Source organism: Massilia sp. 01N410 (assembly GCF_056399665.1).
On the sequence record NZ_JBFTRV010000016.1, the window covers coordinates 115,786 to 138,368 of the forward strand.

Annotated in this window: 22 protein-coding genes and 3 tRNA genes; 12 read left to right on the forward strand and 13 right to left on the reverse strand. The window is 64.2% G+C overall.

All coding sequences use genetic code 11. From position 1 onward, the window contains the following. Positions 1 to 49: 49 nt before the first annotated feature. Complete coding sequence (locus tag AC1DOP_RS20120) at positions 50 to 1,234, reverse strand: RNA-guided endonuclease InsQ/TnpB family protein (protein WP_477252979.1); 1,185 nt, start codon at positions 1,232 to 1,234, stop codon at positions 50 to 52. Between the two features lie 244 nt (positions 1,235 to 1,478). Next, a complete protein-coding gene (locus tag AC1DOP_RS20125; RefSeq protein WP_060567075.1) occupies positions 1,479 to 1,928 on the reverse strand; it encodes a barstar family protein in 450 nt (149 codons plus the stop codon). Positions 1,929 to 2,249: 321 nt separating this feature from the next. Between AC1DOP_RS20125 and AC1DOP_RS20130 the strand changes: the two genes are divergently transcribed. The 3 genes from AC1DOP_RS20130 (at position 2,250) to tfpB (ending at position 5,538) form a co-directional block, all read left to right on the forward strand. After that, positions 2,250 to 2,765, forward strand: coding sequence for a glycine zipper 2TM domain-containing protein (locus AC1DOP_RS20130; protein ID WP_442124642.1), 516 nt, complete (start codon positions 2,250 to 2,252; stop codon positions 2,763 to 2,765). 152 nt (positions 2,766 to 2,917) lie between these two features. Beyond that, the gene (locus AC1DOP_RS20135; protein WP_477252982.1) at positions 2,918 to 3,739 is read left to right on the forward strand and encodes a spermine/spermidine synthase domain-containing protein; all 822 of its coding nucleotides are present in this window, start codon (positions 2,918 to 2,920) and stop codon (positions 3,737 to 3,739) included. Further along, a complete protein-coding gene (tfpB, locus tag AC1DOP_RS20140) occupies positions 3,736 to 5,538 on the forward strand; it encodes a type IV pilus assembly ATPase TfpB (RefSeq protein ID WP_477252984.1) in 1,803 nt (600 codons plus the stop codon). Before AC1DOP_RS20135 ends, tfpB begins: the two co-directional genes overlap by 4 nt. Positions 5,539 to 5,560: 22 nt before the next feature. On the opposite strand, the gene AC1DOP_RS20145 is transcribed toward tfpB, so the two are convergent. Further along, entirely contained in the window at positions 5,561 to 6,199 is a 639-nt protein-coding gene (locus tag AC1DOP_RS20145) for an outer membrane beta-barrel protein (protein WP_442124639.1), read from the reverse strand. A gap of 159 nt (positions 6,200 to 6,358) precedes the next feature. Between AC1DOP_RS20145 and AC1DOP_RS20150 the strand changes: the two genes are divergently transcribed. Beyond that, a complete protein-coding gene (locus tag AC1DOP_RS20150) occupies positions 6,359 to 6,739 on the forward strand; it encodes a GYD domain-containing protein (RefSeq protein WP_442124638.1) in 381 nt (126 codons plus the stop codon). A gap of 78 nt (positions 6,740 to 6,817) precedes the next feature. On the opposite strand, the gene AC1DOP_RS20155 is transcribed toward AC1DOP_RS20150, so the two are convergent. Next, a tRNA-Lys gene (locus tag AC1DOP_RS20155) sits at positions 6,818 to 6,893 on the reverse strand. 187 nt (positions 6,894 to 7,080) lie between these two features. On the opposite strand from AC1DOP_RS20155, the gene AC1DOP_RS20160 reads away from it, so the two are divergent. The 3 genes from AC1DOP_RS20160 to AC1DOP_RS20170 all read left to right on the forward strand — a co-directional run bounded on the left by AC1DOP_RS20160 (position 7,081) and on the right by AC1DOP_RS20170 (position 9,204). Next, positions 7,081 to 7,827: a helix-turn-helix domain-containing protein gene (locus tag AC1DOP_RS20160; RefSeq protein ID WP_442124637.1), complete on the forward strand. Its 747-nt coding sequence runs from the start codon at positions 7,081 to 7,083 to the stop codon at positions 7,825 to 7,827. A 33-nt stretch (positions 7,828 to 7,860) separates the two neighbouring features. After that, positions 7,861 to 8,595, forward strand: a complete 735-nt coding sequence (locus AC1DOP_RS20165) for a hypothetical protein (RefSeq protein ID WP_442124636.1) — start codon at positions 7,861 to 7,863, stop codon at positions 8,593 to 8,595. A 195-nt stretch (positions 8,596 to 8,790) separates the two neighbouring features. Continuing rightward, on the forward strand, positions 8,791 to 9,204 hold the full coding sequence (locus AC1DOP_RS20170) for a hypothetical protein (protein WP_477252987.1): 414 nt from the start codon (positions 8,791 to 8,793) through the stop codon (positions 9,202 to 9,204). A 59-nt stretch (positions 9,205 to 9,263) separates the two neighbouring features. Here the strand turns inward: AC1DOP_RS20170 and AC1DOP_RS20175 are convergent. Then, positions 9,264 to 9,339, reverse strand: a tRNA-Lys gene (locus AC1DOP_RS20175). A gap of 64 nt (positions 9,340 to 9,403) precedes the next feature. Between AC1DOP_RS20175 and AC1DOP_RS20180 the strand changes: the two genes are divergently transcribed. After that, a complete protein-coding gene (locus AC1DOP_RS20180; protein ID WP_477252989.1) occupies positions 9,404 to 9,796 on the forward strand; it encodes a hypothetical protein in 393 nt (130 codons plus the stop codon). A 15-nt stretch (positions 9,797 to 9,811) separates the two neighbouring features. Here AC1DOP_RS20180 and ilvD read toward each other — a convergent pair whose 3' ends face one another. After that, the gene (gene ilvD, locus AC1DOP_RS20185; protein ID WP_477252991.1) at positions 9,812 to 11,674 is read right to left on the reverse strand and encodes a dihydroxy-acid dehydratase; all 1,863 of its coding nucleotides are present in this window, start codon (positions 11,672 to 11,674) and stop codon (positions 9,812 to 9,814) included. 178 nt (positions 11,675 to 11,852) lie between these two features. Between ilvD and AC1DOP_RS20190 the strand changes: the two genes are divergently transcribed. From AC1DOP_RS20190 to AC1DOP_RS20200, 3 genes are all read left to right on the forward strand, one after another. After that, positions 11,853 to 11,928, forward strand: a tRNA-Lys gene (locus tag AC1DOP_RS20190). A gap of 73 nt (positions 11,929 to 12,001) precedes the next feature. Next, complete coding sequence (locus tag AC1DOP_RS20195; protein WP_442124632.1) at positions 12,002 to 12,607, forward strand: IMPACT family protein; 606 nt, start codon at positions 12,002 to 12,004, stop codon at positions 12,605 to 12,607. 142 nt (positions 12,608 to 12,749) lie between these two features. After that, entirely contained in the window at positions 12,750 to 13,916 is a 1,167-nt protein-coding gene (locus tag AC1DOP_RS20200; RefSeq protein WP_442124631.1) for an MFS transporter, read from the forward strand. A gap of 7 nt (positions 13,917 to 13,923) precedes the next feature. Here AC1DOP_RS20200 and AC1DOP_RS20205 read toward each other — a convergent pair whose 3' ends face one another. Continuing rightward, positions 13,924 to 14,946: a choice-of-anchor A family protein gene (locus AC1DOP_RS20205; RefSeq protein WP_442124630.1), complete on the reverse strand. Its 1,023-nt coding sequence runs from the start codon at positions 14,944 to 14,946 to the stop codon at positions 13,924 to 13,926. Positions 14,947 to 15,041: 95 nt separating this feature from the next. Further along, on the reverse strand, positions 15,042 to 15,596 hold the full coding sequence (locus AC1DOP_RS20210; RefSeq protein ID WP_477252994.1) for a cysteine hydrolase family protein: 555 nt from the start codon (positions 15,594 to 15,596) through the stop codon (positions 15,042 to 15,044). A gap of 96 nt (positions 15,597 to 15,692) precedes the next feature. On the opposite strand from AC1DOP_RS20210, the gene AC1DOP_RS20215 reads away from it, so the two are divergent. Further along, a complete protein-coding gene (locus AC1DOP_RS20215) occupies positions 15,693 to 16,607 on the forward strand; it encodes a LysR family transcriptional regulator (protein ID WP_442124628.1) in 915 nt (304 codons plus the stop codon). Here the strand turns inward: AC1DOP_RS20215 and AC1DOP_RS20220 are convergent, their stop codons facing one another. From AC1DOP_RS20220 to AC1DOP_RS20240, 5 genes are all read right to left on the reverse strand, one after another. Then, on the reverse strand, positions 16,608 to 17,444 hold the full coding sequence (locus AC1DOP_RS20220) for an HDOD domain-containing protein (RefSeq protein WP_442124627.1): 837 nt from the start codon (positions 17,442 to 17,444) through the stop codon (positions 16,608 to 16,610). A gap of 136 nt (positions 17,445 to 17,580) precedes the next feature. After that, entirely contained in the window at positions 17,581 to 18,438 is an 858-nt protein-coding gene (locus tag AC1DOP_RS20225) for a BON domain-containing protein (protein WP_477252997.1), read from the reverse strand. Positions 18,439 to 18,559: 121 nt separating this feature from the next. Further along, positions 18,560 to 19,261 carry a hypothetical protein gene (locus AC1DOP_RS20230; RefSeq protein ID WP_442124625.1) on the reverse strand — a complete coding sequence of 234 codons (702 nt, stop codon included), beginning with the start codon at positions 19,259 to 19,261 and terminating at the stop codon, positions 18,560 to 18,562. Positions 19,262 to 19,452: 191 nt separating this feature from the next. Next, positions 19,453 to 21,192: a dipeptidyl-peptidase 3 family protein gene (locus AC1DOP_RS20235; protein WP_477252999.1), complete on the reverse strand. Its 1,740-nt coding sequence runs from the start codon at positions 21,190 to 21,192 to the stop codon at positions 19,453 to 19,455. Between the two features lie 86 nt (positions 21,193 to 21,278). Continuing rightward, a complete protein-coding gene (locus AC1DOP_RS20240) occupies positions 21,279 to 22,574 on the reverse strand; it encodes an ABC transporter ATP-binding protein (RefSeq protein WP_442124623.1) in 1,296 nt (431 codons plus the stop codon). Positions 22,575 to 22,583: the final 9 nt, after the last annotated feature.

Here is a 22,583-nt window from a genome sequence, read left to right on the forward strand (position 1 = left end):
CCTCCAAACTTATATAAAGTTAGTTGCAGTTAAGTTAGCTGCAGTTAACTTACTGTTGGATTCCTGTTTCACCGGGGGCCGGTTTCGCCTCGCGCTTGCACGCGTGGCCAGCGCCTCCCCCTCCACAGACAGACACGGTGGAACTCACCGCCATGTTTTTCAGGTTGATGGCTGCATTGATATCGCGGTCATGAAGTATGCCGCAGCCCGGGCATATCCACAGCCGCGTACCCAAGTCGAGTGCCTCGAGTCTCAATCCACAGCCTGAACAAGTTTTGCTGCTGGGGTACCAACGATCCGCCGTTACCACCTGGCCACCGCGCCAAGCCGACTTGTATTTGAGCTGGCGACATAGCTCAGACCAGCCCATGTCGGCGATCGCGCGTGCAAGCCGGCCGTTGGTCAGCATGCCTTTGACGTTCAGATCCTCGATGCCGATCGTATGAAAACGCCGGGTGATACTGGAGCTCAGCTGGTGCAGACTGTCGCGGCGGATGCTAGCGATCCTCGCATGCAACTTGGCCAGCTTCAGCCTTGCCTTGGCTCGGTTGCACGACCCTTTGACTTTGCGTGACAAAGCCCGCGATAGACGGCGCAGCCGCACCAATTGGGTTCGCAATGCCTTCGGACCAGCGAATTTTTCGCCTGTCGACAATGTGGCCAGCGCCGTGATCCCCATATCTACTCCTACCGCGCCTTGATTTTCGGCTAACGGCAAAGGCAAGTCCGGGGTGTTGACAGTAATGCTGACGTACCAATGGCCTGCACCGCGCGAGATCGAGGCAGAGACGATTCGTCCCGAAAAGCGCAGTGCTTCGCGCATACGGACCCATCCCAGCTTAGGAATGCGGATGCGCCGGTCCTCGACTCGAAACTGGTCGTTGGTCAGGGCGAAGCGATCGTCGCGCCCCCTCCTCCTGAATACGGGATAGCTGGCGCGCTTGGCAAAGAAATTTTCGAACGCATGCCCCAGCTGAATGATAGCCATTTGCGGTGCGTTCTTGGTTACGTCCAACATCCACGGAAACTCTGTGCGCTTGATCGTGTTGAGCTGCCGTGCCAACGCCGCCGCGTTTGGCTTCGGCAGCGATGGATCGACTTTGCAAGCTTCGTACTGTCGCTGCCACTCGGCCAAGGCCCAGTTGTAGGCGAAGCGCGCCGTGCCGGCAGCGCGCGCCAGGTAGGTACCCTGCACGTTGTTCGGGTTCAACCGGATACGATGCGCCAAGAGCATTGTGCATCCTTTGACGGGCAAGTACCTTCCGTAAATTACTTTCTAATTTCTATGCTAGGCCCAACTGATGAGATTCAGGATGCAAGTGGCGCTCAAGGAATGAAGTTACGAGCTCTAAATATGATTATCCAGACCTCAACAGGTTCCAGCCACGCTGTTTTAACCCGAGGTTGATGGGCCAACGTCAACGCCACCACTAAGTCATCCAAAGCAGGGCCGGGAAAAGCTCCTCGCGAAAGCGGCACTATTCAAACGGCCGAGCCCCAACCCATCCCACCGATTGCGGCGATTGCGGCTCTTCAAACGAATAAAACACGCGGAACGGGACTTTTTTCTCGGCCCAGAATTCGGCGGCGTCGCGGAATACGTCGAGCAGGGTTTCGCGGGCTTCCTTGTCGAATTTTTGCGTATTCGGCAATTGGTCGAGGACGGCGATGAAACCGGGCTGGGGGCCGGCTTCGGCGATCACGTTGGTGATGCAATTACGCAACGCTTCGAAATTCTTGCTGCACTGGCGGGGGAAGGTAAACTGCTCGCCGATGCGGGCGCAGACTTGCTGCTTGGTGAGGGCGTTGGCGCAATGCGCATAGAGGAAGTGATGGCCAAGGCGGCCTGCTTCCTTCTGCAGTTCCGTAGCGCGATAGGCACGGATCGACTGCACAAGATTAGGCGGCACTCTCATCAACAAACTCATTTTCCCCTCAATCCTCAAGTTCCCCTCTAGTTTCCTGCCGTTAAAACCCTTAGTCCCGTAAGGGTAACGTTTTGTGGTATCCAGATCAACCCGAATATGGACGCGCAGAGCACATTTGTAAGAATTGTCGAGCCATTTCAGCCTGAATTAAGGCTTTTTACACAGATCTTCACTCTGTGACCTGTCTGTATGGCTGTTACATTTTGTTGCCACGCGGATCGCTCCATCCAGTCGACTAGCGGTAACATTCAGTCATGGCAGTAAGTATCGAACCCATTTAGAACACCAAGCACACCAAGCACACCAAAACGAGGTATGAACATGAACTTCAAAGCCAAACTGATTCTTTCCGCCGTGGGCGTCTGCGCCCTGCCGCTGGCCCAGGCTGGCGACTTCGAAGATTTCGGCCAAGTCGTGCGTGTGCAGCCACGCGTCGAGCAGATCCGCACCCCGCGCCGTGAATGCCGCACCGACTACGTGCAGGCCCCGGTCCAGCAGCAGCGCGGCCAGGGCGGCACGGTGGTCGGCGGCATCGCCGGCGCCCTGCTGGGCAGCCAGGTCGGCGGCGGCAACGGCAAGGTCGCCGCGGCGGCAGCCGGTGCGATCGCCGGCGCCATGGTCGGCGACCACGTCGAGAACGACGGCCGCGGCGGCTACGCCGGCACCCAGGAACAGGCCGTGCAGCGCTGCCGTACCGTGGAATCCGTCGAACAGCGCACCAACGGCTACGACGTGACCTACAACTACCGCGGCCAGACCTTCAACACCGTCATGAACCGCGATCCGGGCAACCGCGTCCGCCTGCGCGTGTCGGTCGAGCCGGACCAGTACCAGTAAGCCTCGGCAACAAGTTCTACCGGCGCGGCGGACCCCCTCCTCTTCCGCGTCGTCAGTGCCTCCGCAGCATCAGCCTGCTGCCCTTCCCCGGTGCGTTGCTTGCACTGGGGAAGCCTCCCCCCGATAATAGGATGTTCCCTTCAGGTCGTCCTATGCTCATCAAACGCAAATCCATCGAACTGGCCGAATCCTCGCGCCGCCCCGCTTCCGCGCCCGCCGCCGCATCGAAAACCAAACCTGCCGCGCGCAAGCCGAAATTCGCTCCCGTCACCCTGTCCGAACAGGACGGCGTGCGCTACCTGCACTTCGGCACCGAATGGGTCCAGGGCGCGATGCGCATCCGCAAACCGGACTGGCCGGAACTCGAATACGCGCAGCAGATGATGGCCTGGATGCTGTTCATCGAACAGCCGCGCGCCATCGCCCAGCTGGGCCTGGGCGCCGCTACATTGACCAAGTTCTGCTACCGCCAGTTCCCGCAAGCCCTGGTCACCGCGGTCGAACTGAATCCGTCGGTGATCGCGATCTGCTCGTCGATGTTCAAGCTGCCTTCCGACGACGAGCACCTGCAGGTGCTGGAAATGGATGCGATGGACTTCGTGCTGGACAACGCCAACCACGACGCCTTCGACGTCCTGCAGTGCGACCTCTACGACGCCACCGCGCGCGGCCCGGTGCTCGACACGCCCGAGTTCTACCAGGCCTGCAACGCCTGCCTGGCCGAGGGTGGGATCATGACCGTCAACCTGTTCGGCGATCATCCGAGCTTCAAGAAGAACATCAAGGCCATGCGCTTCGCCTTCGACACCGTGATCTGCCTGCCCGAAGTCCATGAAGGCAACGTGGTCGCGCTGTGCTTCAAGAACAAGCCCGACCTCGACCCCGAGCGCCTGGCCGCCCGCGCCGCCCAGATCGTGGCCGCCACCAAGCTGCCGGCCAAGTCCTGGGTCAAGGGACTGCAGGAAGGTAAATGAACGCCCCGACCGCCGCATCGAAGTCCGGCAAGCCCAGGGCGCTCGACCTGCAGACCATCTTTTCGTGGATGCTGGCCGACGGCATCGTCGAAAAGTCGACGGTCAAGCCGCACTTCGCCCAGGCCCAGGGGATCCTCAAGAATGCGGTGGGCTCGATGCATCCGCTGACGGCGATCGCCCAGTGCAAGATCGTATCAAGCAGGCCGCCGCACCGGCTGCTGACCCTGGACCTGCTGAGCGAATGGTGTGCGGACAAGGTCGGCCTGCCTTTCCTGCGCATCGATCCGCTGAAGATCGATTTCACGAAGGTGGCGGACGTGATGTCGGCCAGCTATGCGGCGCGCTTCAACATCCTGCCGGTCGAACTCAAGGGCGACGCCCTGGTGGTGGCGACCGCCGATCCCTTCCGCACCGAGTGGCAGGACGAAATCGGCCGCATCTCGCGCCGGCGCATCGAACTGGTGGTGGCGAATCCGCTCGACATCGCCCAGTACATCTCGCAGTTCTTCAGCCTGGCCAAGTCGATCCGCGACGCCAACAAGTCGAGCGGCCAGGACCTCGCGCTGCGCAACAACTTCGAGCAGCTGGTCGAACTGGGCAAGACCAACAAGCAGGTCGACGCCAACGACCAGCACATCGTCAACATCGTCGACTGGCTGTGGAGCTACGCCTTCGACCAGCGCGCCTCCGACATCCACCTGGAACCGAAGCGCGAATCCGGCGTGATCCGCTTCCGCATCGACGGCGTGCTGCACCAGGTGTACCAGGTGCCGGCCGTGGTGATGATCGCGATGACCGCCCGCATCAAGCTGCTGGGCCGGATGGACGTCATCGAAAAGCGCCGCCCGCAGGACGGCCGCATCAAGACCAGGACCAGCGGCGGGCAAGAGGTCGAGCTGCGTTTGTCCACCATGCCGACCGCCTTCGGCGAAAAGCTCGTGATGCGTATCTTCGACCCGGAAGTGGTCGTGAAAACCCTGCCGGAACTGGGCTTCCCGCCCGACGACGCCCAGCGCTGGGACGCGCTCACCAGGCGCCCGCACGGCATCATCCTGGTGACGGGACCGACCGGCTCGGGCAAGACCACGACCCTGTACACGACCCTGAAAGCGCTGGCCACCAGCGAAGTGAACGTCTGCACGGTCGAGGACCCGATCGAGATGGTGGAAGCGGCCTTCAACCAGATGCAGGTCCAGCCCGGCATCGACCTGTCCTTCGCCGACGGCGTGCGCGCGCTGATGCGCCAGGACCCGGACATCATCATGATCGGCGAGATCCGCGACCTGGAGACGGCCGAGATGGCGATCCAGGCCGCCCTGACCGGCCACCTGGTGCTGTCGACCCTGCACACCAACGACGCGCCCTCGAGCGTGATGCGGCTGCTGGAACTGGGCGTGCCCTATTACCTGCTGGGCTCGACGCTGAGCGGCATCATGGCCCAACGCCTGGTGCGCACCCTGTGCGCGCACTGCAAGCGCCCGGACGGCGAACTGAGCGACGAGGTCTGGAACAGCGTCGGCGGCGCCTGGGAGATCCCGAAGCCGGCCACGGTCTACCGCCCGGTCGGCTGCCCCGAATGCCGCCAGACGGGCTTTCGCGGCCGCACCGGCATCTACGAACTGGCGACGGTGACGGAACACTTCACCCACCTGATCCAGGAAGTGACGGACCTGGCGGCGCTGCGCCAGCAGAGCGTCGCGGACGGCATGAAACCGCTGCGCATTGCCGGTGCTTACAAGGTGGTGGAAGGGGTAACGACGGCGGAAGAGGTGTTAAAGGTCACGTCCGCACTGTCGTAGAACCGCAGATCTCGCCAACGCTTCAAAAGCCGAGTTTCAGCTTGGCGTTCACGCCATTGGCATTGGTGTCATTGCCCCATTTCTGGGACGTGTTGCCGAAGTTCTGGCTTTCCACGGTCACCGAGGCTTTGTCGTTCAGCTTGTACTGCGCGCCGAGCCTGGCGTAGGGGCCGATGTCGGTGTTCGGCTCGTTCTTGCCCAGGGCATCGGCCCCGCGGCGCTCGCTGTAGGCAATGCCCAGGTTACCGTAGGCCGACAATTTATCGGTGATCGGCGCCGTCGCCTTCACCGAGAAATAGCTGTGGAAACCTTTGGTGCCGAGGGCGCCGGTCGTATCCAGCGGATCGCGCGGGTCGATCGCGTGGAAGCCGCGGTCCTTGCGTTCGCGGTAACCCATCTCGAGCGCGAGATAGCGGTTCAGGTTGATGCCGGCGGCCAGGCGTGGGTCGCTGCGCCAGCCGTCGAACAGCCCGGTAAAGGGATGCTCACCCTCGTTGACCACATAGGCGCGCTCGAAGGGCGCAGGGATCCTGGCGAATGCCTTGGCTTCCGGCGCAGGCATGGACTGCAGCCGGGCCTGGGATGCCGGATCCGCCAGTTGCGCCTGGGCGCTGCCGCCGGCCAAGGCTGCCGCGGCCAATGCGAAACCGAACGCTTTCATGTCTTCTTCCCCCTTTTGCCTGGATCGGGAAAAGGATAACAGTTCGCTATTGCCAAAGCTGTCACGAATTGTTAGCGTCATACATACGTCGATGCGGCGGATAGTATGCCGCCGCGCGCGGGAAGTGGTCAATTGCTGGACATCCGGATGGAGACAGACATGGCTAAGTATCTCGTGGAAGCGAACTATCTCAGCAAAGGCATCAATGGCCTGATGAAGGAAGGCGGCACGCGGCGGCGCGAGGCCGTCGACGAATTGTTCGCCTCGCTCGGCGGCACAGTGGAAGCCTTCTATTACGTGTTCGGCGACAGGGACGTCATCATCATCGGCGAACTGCCCGACAACACGAGCGCCGCGGCCCTGTCGCTCAGGGTGAACGCCGCCGGCGTCACCAGCTGCAAGACCACGGTATTGCTGACGGCCCAGGAAATCGACCGGGCCGTGACCAGGACCGGCACCTACCGTCCACCCGGCCAGGACCTGCCCTATGAAGTCGCCAACTGGGAAGGCGAAGGCGGGCATCTGGCGGGCGGTTCGTGATACGGAAATCGGCCTGGCATGGCTGCGCAAACGAAAACGCCAACCCGAAGGCTGGCGTCTTGTTTTACTGCGAATTCGTGGTAGGCCGTGCTGGGCTCGAACCAGCGACCAACGGATTAAAAGTCCGCTGCTCTACCAACTGAGCTAACGACCCGAAGGCCGGCATTATAGCGGCTCGGCGGTATTTTGCTAAGCCCCTTTCGCGTCAGAGCGCCCATCTCCGGTCGGCGCTGCAACCGGGTTTTTATCAAATTCATCACTATTCGCGCATATTCATCTTCCAAGTCTTGCATGAATAGCCAAGAATACGGCCATTCCAACGATGTTCAGGAAAGGTTGTCATGAATTTTGGCGAACGACTCAAGCAGATCCGCACCGAACAAGGCCTGACCCAGCCGCAATTTGCTCAGGCGGCAGGCATCGAGCAGTCCTATCTCTCCAAGCTGGAAAACGACAAATCCGTGCCCTCGGCAGAGATGTTCGCGACCATCCTTACCGGACTGGGAATGGACGAGGCGGCATTTTTGAAGGAAGTGGACAAGGACGTGCTGGCGACGACGCTGCGGCATATCCCCGCCGTCAGCCAGTTCAGCGCCAATGCGGTGGTCGCACAGGTCAACGATACCAAGAAGTGGCTGTACGGCTCGGCGGCAGCCTGGGTGCTCGGGTTTGCGCTGATGCTGGCGGCGAACGACGGCATCTTCTTTTCGAACAGGCTCTACAAGTATGAATCGCCCGGCGTGATTCTTCCGGGCGAGGCGGAAAACATCTTCGAGAAGCACAAGGAAATCCTGCTGCTCAAGATGCAGGCCAGGATCATCAGTTACGAAGAAATGGCGAAGGCGCTGCAGGAATTCCAGTCGAGCCGGGCCAGGCCTATCACCGTGGAATCGCCGGACTACCGCGGCACCGTGTATGTCGACAAGGTGGACAAGGGCCGCCGCCGCTTCGACCTGCTCCACACGGAATATGTGCAGGCGGCAGGCAACCGCATCCTGCAATACCTCGGCGCGATCGTGTTCGTCTGCGGTTTTGCCGGGCTGTTCATCGAATGGCGGCTGCGCCGCCTGAAAAACAAGCTTCACTAAAACCAGCGTCACTCATCAAAACAGGGAGATCCAATGTCGCAGATTCGCAGCTTCTTCGCCGGCGCCACGACCATGGCCGCCGCCCTGGCCGCCATCGTGACCCTGACCGGCGCCAAGAGCCCGCTCCGTCACGAAAGCTTCGACGAGATCACCGTCGGGCGCATCAATATCGTCGAGCCCGACGGCACCAGGCGCATCGTCATCTCCAACAAGGCCCAGTTTCCCGGCGATTTCCAGCAGGGGAAGGAAGGCGCGCGTCCGGATCGCCGCTCCTTTGCCGGCATGTTGTTCATCAATGAGGAAGGCACGGAAAACGGCGGCCTGATCCAGAAGGGCAGCATCGACGCCGACGGCAGGATCTCTTCCGGGCTCTCGCTGACCTTCGACCGCTTCCGCCAGGACCAGGCGCTGCAGCTGATGAACAATGACAGCGCCACGCACCAGATGACGGGTATCAAAATCAACGATGTACCGAACTTCAGGGTAACCTCGATGTCTGACATCGAGCGCTTCGGCCAGGAGAGCGGCAAGCTGACGGAAGCGGAGCAGCGCGCTTACTGGAAAAAGCTGTCCGACGAAGGGCGGTTGAGCGAAAACCGGATCTGGCTGGGCAATACCCGCGACAGGGATTCGAGCCTGCAGCTGAAGGATGCAAAAGGGCGCACGCGCATGCTGCTGCTGGTCTCCGCGGATGGTAAAGCCGAGATCCGGATGCTGGACGAGCAGGGCAAGGTCAGCAAGTCGATCACCCCCGGTTCGAAAGACTGAATCACGATACAGAATCCAGCAAAATCCGCAAATTTTGGGTCATTTCTTATTGATCTGGGTTTTGCGGGATAGCGACCGTTTCGTGATAGCCCTCGCAAATGGCTTGAGGCTGGTGAGCATCGTCCTACACTGGGTTTACCGCTCCTGGTCAGACCAGTATCGCGGTAAACCCCGATGTTTTGCGAAGGAGCGATCATGCGCCTCTCATTGTTGGCAGTTCCTGCCACCCTGCTGCTGGCATCGAATGTCGGTGCCCAGTCCAGCAATTATCCGCCACCCGACACGTCCGCATCGATCGCCACGGTGCAGGTGACGGCCCCATTCCGCCTCAGCGATGACGAGACCGAGGCGGTTACCGGCCTTTACGCGATGTCCAACGGCTGGCGCCTGAAGGTAGGCGAAGCGGCCACCGGCATCGTGGCGCAAATCGACCGCCAGCGTCCGATCCGGATGATTGCCGTTTCGGCGGACAAGTTCGTTTCACGCGACGGCAATGTGACGATGGATTTCAATCGCGGCGAGAACCGCGACGAGATGTTGATGACCTATGTGCCGGACCAGCGTCTGGCCGTCAGGTATGTGGTCACGGCCACCCTGGCACAACGCTGACGCCGGCACGGCAGCCGAAAAAAAAACGCCAACCCGAAGGCTGGCGTTTTCTTGAATCTTGGTAGGCCGTGCTGGGCTCGAACCAGCGACCAACGGATTAAAAGTCCGCTGCTCTACCAACTGAGCTAACGACCCGAAGAAGGCACGCATTATAGCGGGCCGTTTTGATTTACGCCAGAGTTTTTACCTTGGGGGAATCATGCGAGCTTACCTATGCGCCTCACTTCCCGTCCTGGTCGCCCTGCTGGGCGGTGCAGGCTGCGCCACTTCTACCGACTATCCTCGCCGGCCGAGCGCCCAGGAAGCCGCCGAGGCCGAAGGCCTCTACGGCCTCAGCGACGGCTACCGTGCCCACCTCTTCAGCCTCGAGGACACGCTCTACGTCCGCATCGGCGCCGGCCAGGAAAAGCAGCTGCTGCTGGTCGGGCCGGATCGCTTCGCATCCCCGGACGGCGACATCTCGATCCAGTTCCAGCCACCTCGGAGCGACGACACCCGGAGGCTCGTGGTCGAATACTACCGCGCGCCCGGCGGGCATCCGCCTCGAATGTTCTCGACGGGCCCGCTGCCGGGGCGCGGCTTCCTGGACTGAGCGCCTGAAGCGGAATCAGCGTTTCAGCTGCGACAGATCGCGCACCGCGCCGCGGTCGGCGGACGTCGTCAGCGCCGCATACGCCTGCAGCGCCTGCGACACCACGCGCTCGCGCTTGACCGGCTGCCAGGCGCCGGCACCGCGGTCTTCCATCCTGGCGCGGCGATGCGCCAGCTCTTCGGTCGACACGCGCAGGTCGATGGTGCGGTTCGGGATGTCGATGTCGATCATGTCGCCCTCTTCCACCAGGCCGATCGCGCCGCCTTCCGCCGCTTCCGGCGAGGCGTGGCCGATCACCAGGCCGGACGAGCCGCCCGAGAAGCGGCCGTCGGTGAACAGCGCGCAGGCTTTGCCGAGGCCCTTGGACTTGATGTACGAAGTCGGGTACAGCATCTCCTGCATGCCGGGGCCGCCCTTCGGGCCTTCGTAGCGGATGATGACGACGTCGCCGGCCGCCACCTGGTCGCCGAGGATGGCTTCGACGGCATCGTCCTGGCTCTCGAACACGCGCGCCTTGCCGGAGAACTTCAGGATGCTCTCGTCGACGCCGGCCGTCTTCACGATGCAGCCCTTCTCCGCGATGTTCCCGTACAGGACCGCCAGCCCGCCATCCTTCGAATACGCGTGCGCGAGGTCGCGGATGCAGCCGTTGGCGCGGTCGATGTCGTTGTCCTCGAAGCGCTCGGCCTGGGAGAACGCGACCTGGGTCGGCACGCCGCCCGGCGCTGCGCGGAACAATCGATGCACGGCGGGGTCGTCGCTGCGGCGGATGTCGTATTTCTCGATCGCCTCGCCCTGGCTCGGGCTGTGCACGGTGGAGACCGAGGTGTCGAGCAGGCCGGCGCGCGCCAGTTCGCCCAGAATGGAATAGATGCCGCCGGCGCGGTGCACGTCCTCGATGTGGTACCTGTCGGTCATCGGCGCCACCTTGCACAGGCAGGGCACCTTGCGCGAGATGCGGTCGATGTCGGCCATCGTGAATTCGACCTGCGCCTCGTGGGCCGCGGCCAGCAGGTGCAGCACGGTGTTGGTCGAGCCGCCCATCGCCACGTCCAGGGTCATCGCGTTCTCGAAGGCGGCCTTGCTGGCGATCGAGCGCGGCAGGATCGAGTAATCGTCGCCTTCATAATGGCGCTTGGCCAGGTCGACGATCAGGCGACCGGCGCGCAGGAACAGTTCCTTGCGGTCGGCGTGGGTGGCGACGATGGTGCCGTTGCCGGGCAGCGCCAGGCCCAGGGCCTCGGCCAGGCAGTTCATCGAATTGGCCGTGAACATGCCGGAGCAGGAACCGCAGGTCGGGCAGGCCGAGCGCTCGGCTTCGAGCACGTCGGCGTCCGACTGGGTCGGGTCGCCGGCCTTGATCATGGCGTCGATCAGGTCCAGCTTGATGATCTTCTGGCCGTTGTCGACGGTCTTGATGACCTTGCCGGCTTCCATCGGGCCGCCGGAGACGAACACCACCGGGATGTTCAGGCGCATCGCGGCCATCAGCATGCCCGGGGTGATCTTGTCGCAGTTCGAGATGCAGACCATGGCGTCGGCGCAGTGGGCGTTGACCATGTACTCGACCGAGTCGGCGATCAGGTCGCGCGAAGGCAGCGAGTACAGCATGCCGCCGTGGCCCATGGCGATGCCGTCGTCGACGGCGATGGTGTTGAATTCCTTCGCCACGCCACCGGCCGCCTCGATCTCGCGGGCGACCATCTGGCCGAGGTCCTTCAGGTGCACGTGGCCGGGCACGAACTGGGTGAAGGAGTTGACCACGGCAACGATCGGTTTCTCGAAGTCGCCATCCTTCATGCCGGTGGCGCGCCACAGGGCACGGGCGCCGGCCATGTTGCGGCCCTGGGTGGTGGTACGGGAACGGTAGGTCGGCATGCTGTCTCCTCGGAACGGCGATCGAATGAACGACCAGAGTGCCGCAGGTCCTGTGATTTGTCCAATACACGATTTATTGCTGTGTGATTCTTTTTTCGTATCACAGTCGAGCTAGAATCAATTTCCCACACGAAAGGTCTTGGCCTGACGCTGCCGAGCCGCTATAATGCGGGCCGTCGGGTCGTTAGCTCAGTTGGTAGAGCAGCGGACTTTTAATCCGTTGGTCGCTGGTTCGAGCCCAGCACGGCCTACCACGAACAAGCAGTAGCAGATCAGCCAGCTTTCGAGCTGGCTTTTTTGTTTTCAGCCGTTCCAGGCCCCACGCCCATGCCCCAGACCATCCACACCCCCGTCCACCACGAGCTCATCATCAAGAAGAGCCGCTTCATCGCCTGCGTCCAGCCGATGCCGGACCGCGCCGGCGCGCAAAAAGTGGTGGCGGCCCTGCGCGCGGAACACCCGGGCGCCGCCCACGTGTGCTGGGCGCTGCTGGCCGGCGGACAGTCGGCCGCGGTCGACGACGGCGAGCCGAGCGGCACCGCCGGACGCCCGATGCTGGACGTGCTGCGCCACCAGGACCTCGACGGCGTGCTGGCCACCGTGGTGCGCTACTTCGGCGGCGTCAAGCTGGGCGCCGGCGGACTGGTGCGCGCCTATACCGACAGCGTTGCCCAGGCCCTGCTGAAGGCGGACAAGATCGCCATCATCCGCCAGCGCCTGCTGCACTGCGCCGTGCCCTACCCGCTCGAGGGACTGGTGCGGCGCGAACTGGAGCTGGCCGGGGCGACCCTCGAGCAGGTCGAGCATGCGGACCAGGTCGGGTTCGCGTTCCGGATGCCGGTGGACAAGGCCGATCCGCTGATCGCCCGCCTGAACGAAGCGGGCAGCGGACGCGTTGCCTGGATCGACGAAGCGCCGGCAGCCCCCCGTTGATATCGCTATCATGCCCGGCTATACCGGTCATCACCACTCGAAAGCGGACTCTCCCACTGTGTAGCGCGATAATGGCCGGTTCCTCAGCGTTCCGCCTGCCGCTTGTTTTGCGTGGCAGGCTGTCATTACAAAGCGAAAACACGTGATCAAGAAGAGCCTGGCCCCACTGGCCCTCGGCGGTTTCGGCATCGGCATGACGGAATTCGTCATGATGGGCATCCTGCCCGACGTCGCCACCGGCCTGAATATTTCGATTCCCCAAGCGGGTTACCTGATTTCGGCCTATGCCGTCGGCGTCGTCGTCGGTGCGCCGACCCTGGTCAGCATGCTCGGCCATCGTCCGCCACGCGGCGTGCTGGTCTGGTTCATGCTGATGTTCGCGGCCTTCAATGCGCTGTCGGCCTTCGCGCCCAACTTCCACACGATGATGCTGTTCCGCTTCCTGGCGGGCCTGCCGCATGGCGCCTTCTTCGGCGTCGGCGCCGTGGTCGCCACGCGCCTGGCGGACAAGGGCAAGGAAGCGGCGGCGCTGGCCAGCATGTTTTCCGGCCTGACGATCGCCAACGTGGTCGGCGTGCCGGCCGGCACCTGGCTGGGCCATCACATGAGCTGGCGCATCGTGTTCCTGATCGTCGCCCTGATCGGCCTGGCCACCGCCTTCATGACGCAAAAAATCATCCCCTACTTCGAGGGCAGCCGGCGCGCCGGCCTGGCCCAGGACCTGCGCATCTTCCGCAACCCGAAGCTGTGGCTGGCGCTGGGCATCACCTCGATCGGCACCGGCGGCCTGTTCGCCTGGCTCAGCTACATCGCGCCGCTGCTCACCGAGGTCACCCGCTTCCACGCCGACATGATTCCCATGATCATGATCGTGGTCGGGGTCGGCATGACGGCGGGCGTCCACTTTGGCGGCAGGCTGGCCGACCGCGTGCATCCCCTGCGCGCGATCCAGATCCTGCTGGCATCGATGATCGTGCTGCTGCTGCTGAACGCCGTGCTGGCGTCTTCGCAAGCGGCGATGGTGGTGCTGGCCTTCCTGGTCGGTGCGAATGCGCTGGCGCTGGGACCGTCGATCCAGATGCTGCTGATCGAGCACTCGCGCGAAGCCGAGATGCTGGGCTCCTCGTTGGGCCAGTCCGGCTTCAATATCGGCAATGCCCTGGGCGCCTTCCTCGGCGGCATTCCGCTGACCCTGGGCTTCTCCTATGCCTCGCCGCAGTGGGTGGCGGCCGGCCTGGCCGGCGCCGGCCTGGTGCTGGCGTGCGCGATGCTCGCCCACGGGCGCCGCGCGGTGCGCGCCCTGGCCTGATCCTCTTTCAGGCCTGGCGGCGGCGTACCAGCGCGGCGGCCGCCAGGCCGGCCAGCAGCAGCGCCACGCTGCCCGGTTCCGGCACGTCGGCGGACGGGGTCTTGACCGGCGGCTGGCCCGGAACATCGACCGGATTGTCGACCGGCAGCTTGATGCCGCCGCCGGGCTGGGTGGTGCCGGGATTCTTGCCACCCATGGTGAAGGCGGCCACCTCGACCGGCGTAAAGTAATGGTTGGCGTTGATCTGCACCGTCGAGGCCCAGGTGTCGACGACCACGTTGCCGTTGACCTGGCCCCAGTTCTCGCTCACCGTCGCATAAGGCGCCAGCACGCTGCCGATCACGCCCTTCACGTTCAGGCTGCTGGCTTCGTAGAAGTTGAACAGCACGTTGTAGTTCCCCAGCGGCGTGAAGCTGATGCCGCCGTTATTGAAGGTGCCGGCCGAACCGCTGACGTTGAAGATCAGGGTCTGGCCCGGCGTCAGGTTCTCCAGGGTCCAGCTGCTCGAAGTCGCGAACATCGAGGCCGGCACATTGAACACGTCCACGCTGCCCGCGCCGCTGCCCTTCACCCTCACCCCGCTCCACAAGGCGCTCACGCTGCCGGTCGGGTCGAGCTGGGCCAGCGAGGCCGCGAGCGTCTTGTAGTAAGCCTCGGCCCCGGCGAAATCGACGGGACTGGTCGCGGTCGTGCTCACGGCCGGCGCCGAGGTGAGCGAGGTCGTCCCGCCCGCATACACCACGCCATTGTTGATCGAGCCATTGCTCAGCTTCAGCTTGCCGCCCGCGGCCACCGCGATGTCCCTGGCGCCGAAGGCATCCTTGTTCTTCGCGTTGACCGAGTAATTCTGCAGGGTCACGTTGCCGCCGGCGACGATGGCGCCCTCGACGTCGCTCGAATAGGCCGAGAAGTCGTGGATGGCATAGACGTTGGCGCCGCCGATCGGCGCCGTCAGGTTGATCACGCCGGCGTGGGCATGGCTGGCGCAGACGGCTGAACAGAGGATGGCGAGGCGGCGCAGGACAAACATGAAATTTCCAATTAGAAATTGATGATTCTCAAGAGTATCATCAATTCCATCAATTTACACGAAAACTTCACATAATCCTGCGAGCCCGGCTCAAACTATGCGCCCAGCATGGCCGCCGTCGAGGCGATCCGCGCGAACTCGCCGTTCAGGCTGGCCAGCGCCGTGGCATGCATCGCCTCGGCCGTGTAGTGGCGGCCGTCCGGACCGGTGCGCTCGTGGGTGGCGCAGGCATCCCCGACCACGATGGTGTTGAAGCCCAGGTTGCCGGCCATGCGCGCCGTGGTCGACACGCAGTGGTCGGTGGTGAGACCGCACAGCACCACGGTATCGATGCCGCCCTCGCGCAGCCGCCGTTCCAGGTCGGTGCCGATGAAGCCGCTGTTGACCGACTTCGTGACGACGGGTTCGCCATCCAGCGGCCGCGCCTGGGCTTTGAAGGCGAAGCCGGGCGTGTCGGCGCGGAAGGCGCCGTTCGGGCTCGCCGAGGCGTGGTGCACGTGGATCACCGGGCGGCGCGCGACGCGCCAGGTGGCCAGCAGCGCGGCGATATTTTCCTCGGCAGCCGGGTTGTTGCGCTGGCCCCAGCGCGGATCGAGGAAGCCTTGCTGGACGTCGATCACGATCAGGGCGGCGTTGGCGGGCAATTGCATGCGGTCTCTCCTTGTGAAAACCGCATGCTCGCGCCGCCGCCCGGCATGCGCTACCGAAATCCCGGATAATCGACGCTCCAGACATGAAGGATTTCGATGGCTCTCAAGCTCAGCCAATTGCGGATGTTCGTCGCGGTCGCCGACCACGGCAGTTTCAGCGCGGCCGCCGCCGAACTGGCCTGCACCCAGTCGCGCATCAGCCATGCGATCGCCGAACTCGAAAAGGAACTGGCGCTGCGCCTGTTCGACCGCGCCCACGGCGGCTCGACGCCCACCGCCGCCGGCCTGCGGGTACTGGAGAAGGCCAGGCAGATGCTGCAGCTCGAACAAGGCCTGCGCGCCAGCGCCAGGGAGACGCAAACCCTGTCCGGACAGGTGCGGGTGGCCTGCTTCCGCAGTTTCGGCACCCACCTGCTGCCCTATGCGGCCGAGGTCCTGTCCGCCGTCCACCCGGGCATCGCCCTCGACATCGACGACGGCCACGCCGACCGCGAAGCCCTGCTCGCCGCCCTGCGCGCAGGACGCGCCGACATCGCCATCGCCCAGCTGCCGCTGGCGCGCGGCCTCGCTTCCCTGCCCTATCTGCACGACGACTACGTGCTGGTGCTGCCCGCCGCGCACCCCCTGTCGGAACCCTTGTCCTGGAACCAGCTCGACGGCCTGTCCTTCATCCAGCTCGCCTGCGCTGGCGCGGACGAGGTGTTGGAACGCTGCCGCGCCACCGGCCTGGACGCCCGCCCCGGACGCCGGCTGGCGAACGACACCAGCATCGCCGCCATGGTCGCGCGCGGGATGGGTTATTCGATCATGCCGCGGCTGGCGGTGTTTCCGGAACCGGAAGGCGTGCGCCTGCTGGCGCTGCCGATCCCGGCCCGGCGCAGCTTCGCACTGGCCGGCGGCGCCGCGGCGATGCGGCGCCCGGAAGTGGCGGCGGTAGTGAAGATCCTGCGCGGCAGGAAGATGGTGGCGGCGACGAAGGCCTGGCAGGCGGGCGTACTGGCCTGGGACTGATCAGACCAGCACGGCCTGGCCCATCGAATCGCTGAGCTCGGCGGCTTCCTCGATGATCGTGCGCAGGGTGGCCTCGTCGACCAGGTAGTCGAGCGCGCTTTCGCTATGGTCCGGCAGCGGCGGCGCCGCGGCGCCCAGCGGCGACGGCACCCTGGCGTACAGGTTGCCCAGCAACAGGGTGTCGAGCAGCGAGCTCGGCGGCATGTTCAGCCAGCAGCCGCGCAGCTCGAAGATGGCGTCGGCCACCGGTTCCGGCAGCGCCAGGCGGCGCGCCACTTCGCGCGTGACCACGTCTTCGCACAATTCGCCCCAGCGCTCCTCGTCGTCGTCGAGCAGACCGGGGAATTCATCGGCGCGCGACAGCAGGTAGAAGGCGCCGATCTCGTGGACGATGCCGGCGAACATGGCGGTATCCGGATTCACGAAGGTGACGCGGCGCGCGAACACCTGGGCCAGCGCGGCCACCTGCACCGTGTGCTCCCACAGCTGTTCGGCCTTGGCGCGCAGGGCCGGATCCTGGATGCGGCTGCCGAACTGGCGCACCGCCAGGCTGGCCACCAGCATCTGCAGGTTGCGGTAGCCGACCCGGGTGACGGCCGCGCGCACATTGGTGACCGGCGGCTTGCCGGCATTGAAGGTCGAGGAATTCGCCAGCGCCACCGTGCGCGCCGCCAGCTGAGGCTCGCTTAGCACCAACCGGATCGCTTCCTCGAGGTGGCAATCGGGATCGTTCAGCGCCTGCTGCAGGCGCAGCACGGCGTTGACGCTGGTGGGGAAGGATATGTCACCGCGCGCCGCCTGGGCCGCAATGTATCCGAAGGCTTCGATTCTGTTCACGGCGGCGATTATACCTTGCAGACTTTAGCCTACAGGCAATTTCCGTGAGGTCGATCGCAACCTGTGGTATCAGAACAAAATATACGGCCGGCTACAAAAAGCCGGCCGCTACCGGGCAGAAAACCCGGGTGAGCGCTTACTTAACCTTGATCGCGCTCTTCACGCTGGCCACGCCGTCGACACCCTTGGCGACCTTGACCGCCTTGTCGGCTTCGGCCTTCGAATTCACGAAGCCGCTCAGCATCACGACGCCCTTCTCGGTCTCGACGTGGATGCCCAGCGATTCCAGGTCCGGCTCCTTGATCAGGCCGGCCTTCACCTTGGTGGTGATGGCGGTGTCCGAGGCGGCGACGCGGGTGGTGGAAGCGGCGTCGCGGGTCTTGTCGCCGGCGCGGTCGGCGGCGTTCTCGCTGCGGTTGGCGATCTCGCCCGCGTTCTCCTTCACGGCTGAGGGCTTGGTCTGCACCAGGCAGCCGGTCTTGCCGTCGCCGCCCATCTGGGCGCATTTGTCGGCGGCGGCGGACCTGGCCTGCTCGCGGCTGTCGCCGCCCGAGGCGGTGGCGCCGGCCGCGCTGGCGCCGGTGGCGGTGCTGCCGGCCTTGGCGTCCGCCACTGCGGCGGTGTGCACCGACTTGGCGTTGTTCATGCAGTCGTCCTTGTCGGCACCGCTCCTGGCGCCGCACCTGGCCTTGGCCAGGTCATATTCGGCGTCGGCCAGGTTGGTGCGTGCCTTTTCACGGCCCCTGGGCGTATTGTTGTACTGGGACAGGGCATTCGCTTCGGTGCGGGTGCGGGTCAGCCTCGCTTCGGCCATGCACACATCCTTGTCGTTGCCGCTCATGCTGTCGCACTTCGCGGTCGCCGCCTTGTACTCGGCCATGGCTTTCTGGGTCACGGCACGGTAGCTGGCGGGATCGTGGTTCAGTGCGAAGGTGGGTGCGGCAAACGCGGCGCCGGCGGCCGTCGCGAGCAGGGTCGCAATCAGCGTTTTCATGTCGGTGGTCCCTTGTATCGATGATTATTGATACCGGTGATTTAACGCCCCCGGCGGACCGGACATCTGTGCGTGAACGTACACTTGTCGAAGAAATAATAAATGACCTGTTCGTCGTTTATCACTCGTCGCTGAGCAGGCCTTCTTTCCAGAGGGTGGCCGCATCTTCGAAGGGCTTCGCGGCTGTCCCGAAACCCTTGCCGTCGGTGGCCAGCTTCACCCATACCCGGGTATCGTGGCCGCTGCGCGCCACCGGCTGCACGGCGCGTACCTGGGACAGCCAATCGTGCACGCGGGCATAGTCGGCGGGGTGGCTGCGACGGGTCCAGGCCAGCGCCACCAGGTCGGCATAGCCTTCCTCGCGGCGCATTTCACGCATCGCCTTCGATTCCGCCAGCAGCGAAGGGTCGGCAGCGGTTTCTTCGCCGACCTCGACGAAGCCGGCCGGCAGCGCATGCCAGGCGCCCTGGGCATAGCGCCAGCAGTGCGCGATCTCGTGCGCCGCCATCGCCTCGATCAGCTCGCCCTGCGCTTCCGGCGCCACGCCGGCCAGCTGCTTCTCGGCATCCGGATTGCCGCGCAGCGACACCACCAGCTTGCAGCGCCCCTCGGCAAAGCCCATCGCCAGCGGCACGTCGTTCGGGCCGGCCTTGGGCTGGACCACGATATCGATCGGCAGCTGGACGCTGCGCGCGTACTCGAGGACGGGATAGGCGGAAGAAATCCAGCGCTGTTCGAGCGCGGTGAGGTCGGCCGCATTGGCGCTGCTTGCAGCCTGGGAGGCCGCGCACAGGGCGGCGGCGAGCAGGAAGGACTTGAACATGAGAGGGATTCCCCGCGGGATAGATGACATGCCTATAGGCAATTCTATCCCTTGGGGAAGCCCTCGTTGGACTATTTTTTACTGGATGTTTAGAATTGCAAACTTACCAGAAGTACAAAAATCCGCCGTCGTTCCTGCGCGCATCTGTCGTTCCCGCCTGCGCCGGGAACGACGGCTACTTGCGAACGAGCTTATTTGCCGGTCAGCTTCGCAGCCGTCGTAAACGCCGGGCGAATATCATTCGGCACCGCCTTCATCTTGTCGAGCGCCTTCTGCACGTCCGGGCGGATCACCACGTACTGCTTCATCAGCGCCTGGGCGCGGGCGTAGTCCCCTAGGGCTTCGATGGTCAGGAATTCTCGGTCGAGGTCGGCCACGGCCTGCTTGATCTTGCTGAAGTCGACCGAGAAAGTACCGTCGCCGTGCGAGACGAAGCCGCCCTTGTCGAGCAGGTAGTTGACCTGGATCGCCATGCCGCGCGCGTGTGAATCGGTCAGGCCGAAGTGCAGCGTGCGGAAGGCCGATGCCAGGAAGGTGTTGTACAGCTTGCGTTCGGCGGCAGCGCCCTGTCCCAGCGAGGATTTCAGCTGGCCCTTGTCCATCATGTAGCTCAGCGCCCACAGGCCGGTGATGTCGGCCTTGGCTTCCTCGATGGTCGAGTAGCTGTCCTTCAGGTCCTGGCGCGGGGTCGAGGGCTTGCCGTTCTGGGTGGTCGCGTGCGGGCCCAGGCCGTGCATGATCTCGTGCGCCAGGATGTGGGTGAAGAAGGAATCGAAGTCGAGGTCCTTCTGGTCGCTTGGCCTCAGCACCAGTTTCGTGATCGGCTTGAGGGTGGCGTCGAACTTCGCTTCCTGCACGTTCTTCAGCATCACGCGCTTGGAGCCGCGCTGGCTGATGATGCGCTCGTCGTTCGGCAGGTTGTAGGCGGCGGTCTGCACGCCCATATTGCCGTCGCCGGCGCCATAGACCTGGTTCACGACCACCATCGGGGCGATCGCGCCGACCTTCGGATTACGGTACTTCGGATCCAGCGGGAGGTTGTTCTCCAGCTCCTGCATGTGCTTGCCGAAGAAGTTCAGCTTCTCGGTTTCCTTCGCGTCGCGCACGTTCACATAGGCTTCGAAGGCGGCCTTGTAGCCGAACAGTTCGTCGTTATAGGTCTCGTAGGGGCCGATGGTGACGTCGACCGGCGAATCCAGGTCCATCCAGGCGAAGTCGGAGGCCAGGTAGTCGTTCGACAGGAAGGCCTCGGCGCGCAGGTTCAGGAATTTCTTCAGCGAGGCGTTGTCGGTGGCGTTCGCGGCGTCCTTCAGCAATTTGGACAGCTGCTGCAGCTCGGTCGCGTATTCGTCCGAGTACTTGACGATGGTGTAGCGCTGCTTGCCCTTGCCGTCCTTGGTATTCCGGATGGTCGTGAAGAACCACTGCGCCTGCTCCTTGTCCTGCGGCGACAGGCTGTTCATCCAGGCTTCGAGGTCCTGCTTGCTGGCGCCTTCCGGATAGAAGTTCGCGCCCGCCGGCTTCTCGGCCGGGATGTTAATGCCGGCATACTCGGCCGGCATGAAGGAATGGTTGCCGTCGATGATGGACCACGGTCCCTTGTTCAGCCAGAAGTAGTCGCGGCGCGCCTTGCCCAGCGGCGTCTTGTCCTTCTGCAGCGCGGCCCACAGCGCCTCGTTGCCGGACCAGCGCTGGCGCAGCTGCAGGGTGTCGACGATCTTCGCCGCTTCGATCAGCTTTTCGATGGCGACCCGGTCACCCTTCGACAGCTTGCTGGTGTCGGCGTTCAGGTCGACCGGGGCAAAGCGTTTCTCCATCGCGGTCAGCTGGGCGACCGTGGCCGGCGCGGGGGCATCAAAGGCCAGGGCCGGGATGGACATTGCGCCGGCAGCCAGCAGGGCGGCGACCAGTGGGCTGAACGGATTCTTCATGGCGTCTCTCGCGTAGTTGTAATGCGGGCGATTGTAATCCAACTATCGCCGCGTTTACCTTACCGTTATTGCCGCTACCCGACGCGCTACTCGATGTCCGGCAGCTTCAGGCGCTTGAGGTGGAAGTCGTACTCGTACAGTTCGCCGTAGCGGCCCCACTCCACCGCGATATTCAGGGTGCGGCGGGCGCGGTTTTCCTTCATGCCCTCTTCCAGCAGTTCGATGAAGGGTTCTTCGGACAGCGTGCCGCCGGCGCTCTCGGCCAGCGCCGCGCGGATCTTCGCCGCCAGCGGCACGTTCTCCAGCACCTGGCGGCCGAAGATCTCCTGGCGCTCGGCCTGCTCGGCGCCGGCGTAGCGGCGGCCCAGGTGGGTCAGCATGATGTCGCCGCTTTCGACCTGGGCCAGGCCCAGCATCGCCAGCGCCTCGAAGGTCGGGAACAGCTCCTCGTCGGACAGCTCGGCTTCCTCGGCCAGGTGCGGCAGGTCGGCGCGGCCGTCGAAGGGCGGCTCGGCCACCAGTTCCAGCACCGCCTCGATGCGGCTGACGTCGGTGTCCGGCAGGCCGAAATCCGGATGGCGGGCCGGCATCCCGACCGCGACCGCCGGCGCCGGGCGGCGCATCGTCATCAGGCCATACACCTCGTCGATCAGGGCGCGCACGCGCGGGCTGTCGGCAACCCGCGGACGCGGCTGGTCGATCCGGACTTCGCTGACGATGCGGCCCGGATCGCTGGACAGGATGATGATGCGGTCGGCCATCATCACCGCTTCCTCGATGTTGTGGGACACGACAACGATGCCGCGGGTCGGGATCTGCTTGCTCTCCCACAGCTGCAGGATGTCGTCGCGCAGGGTCTCGCCGGTCAGCACGTCGAGGGCGGAAAAGGCTTCGTCCATCAGCAGCACGTCCGGGTTCGTGACCAGGGCGCGCGCGATGCCGACGCGCTGGCGCATGCCGCCCGACAGCTCGCGCGGCAGCGCGCCGCCGAAGCCGGCCAGGCCGATCAGCTCGAGCACGGCGTCGGCGCGGCGTTCGCGTTCGTCCGGCGATACGCCCTGCGCCTCCAGGCCCAGCTCGACGTTCTGCTGCACGGTCAGCCACGGGAACAGGGCAAAGGACTGGAACACCATCGCCACGCCCGGCGCCGGGCCGGCGATCGGCTGGCCGCGGTAGCTGGCGTTGCCGCCGTCGGACGGCACCAGGCCGGCCATGATGCGCAGCAGGGTCGATTTGCCGGAGCCGGACTTGCCGAGCAGCGCGACGATTTCTCCCTGGCGCAAGGTGAAGTCGACGCCGTCCAGGATGCGCCGCGGCACGCCGTCGGCGCCGCTGAAGGATTTGCCCACCGAGGCCAGATGGATCAGGATATCTTGCGTCATTTCGTTTCC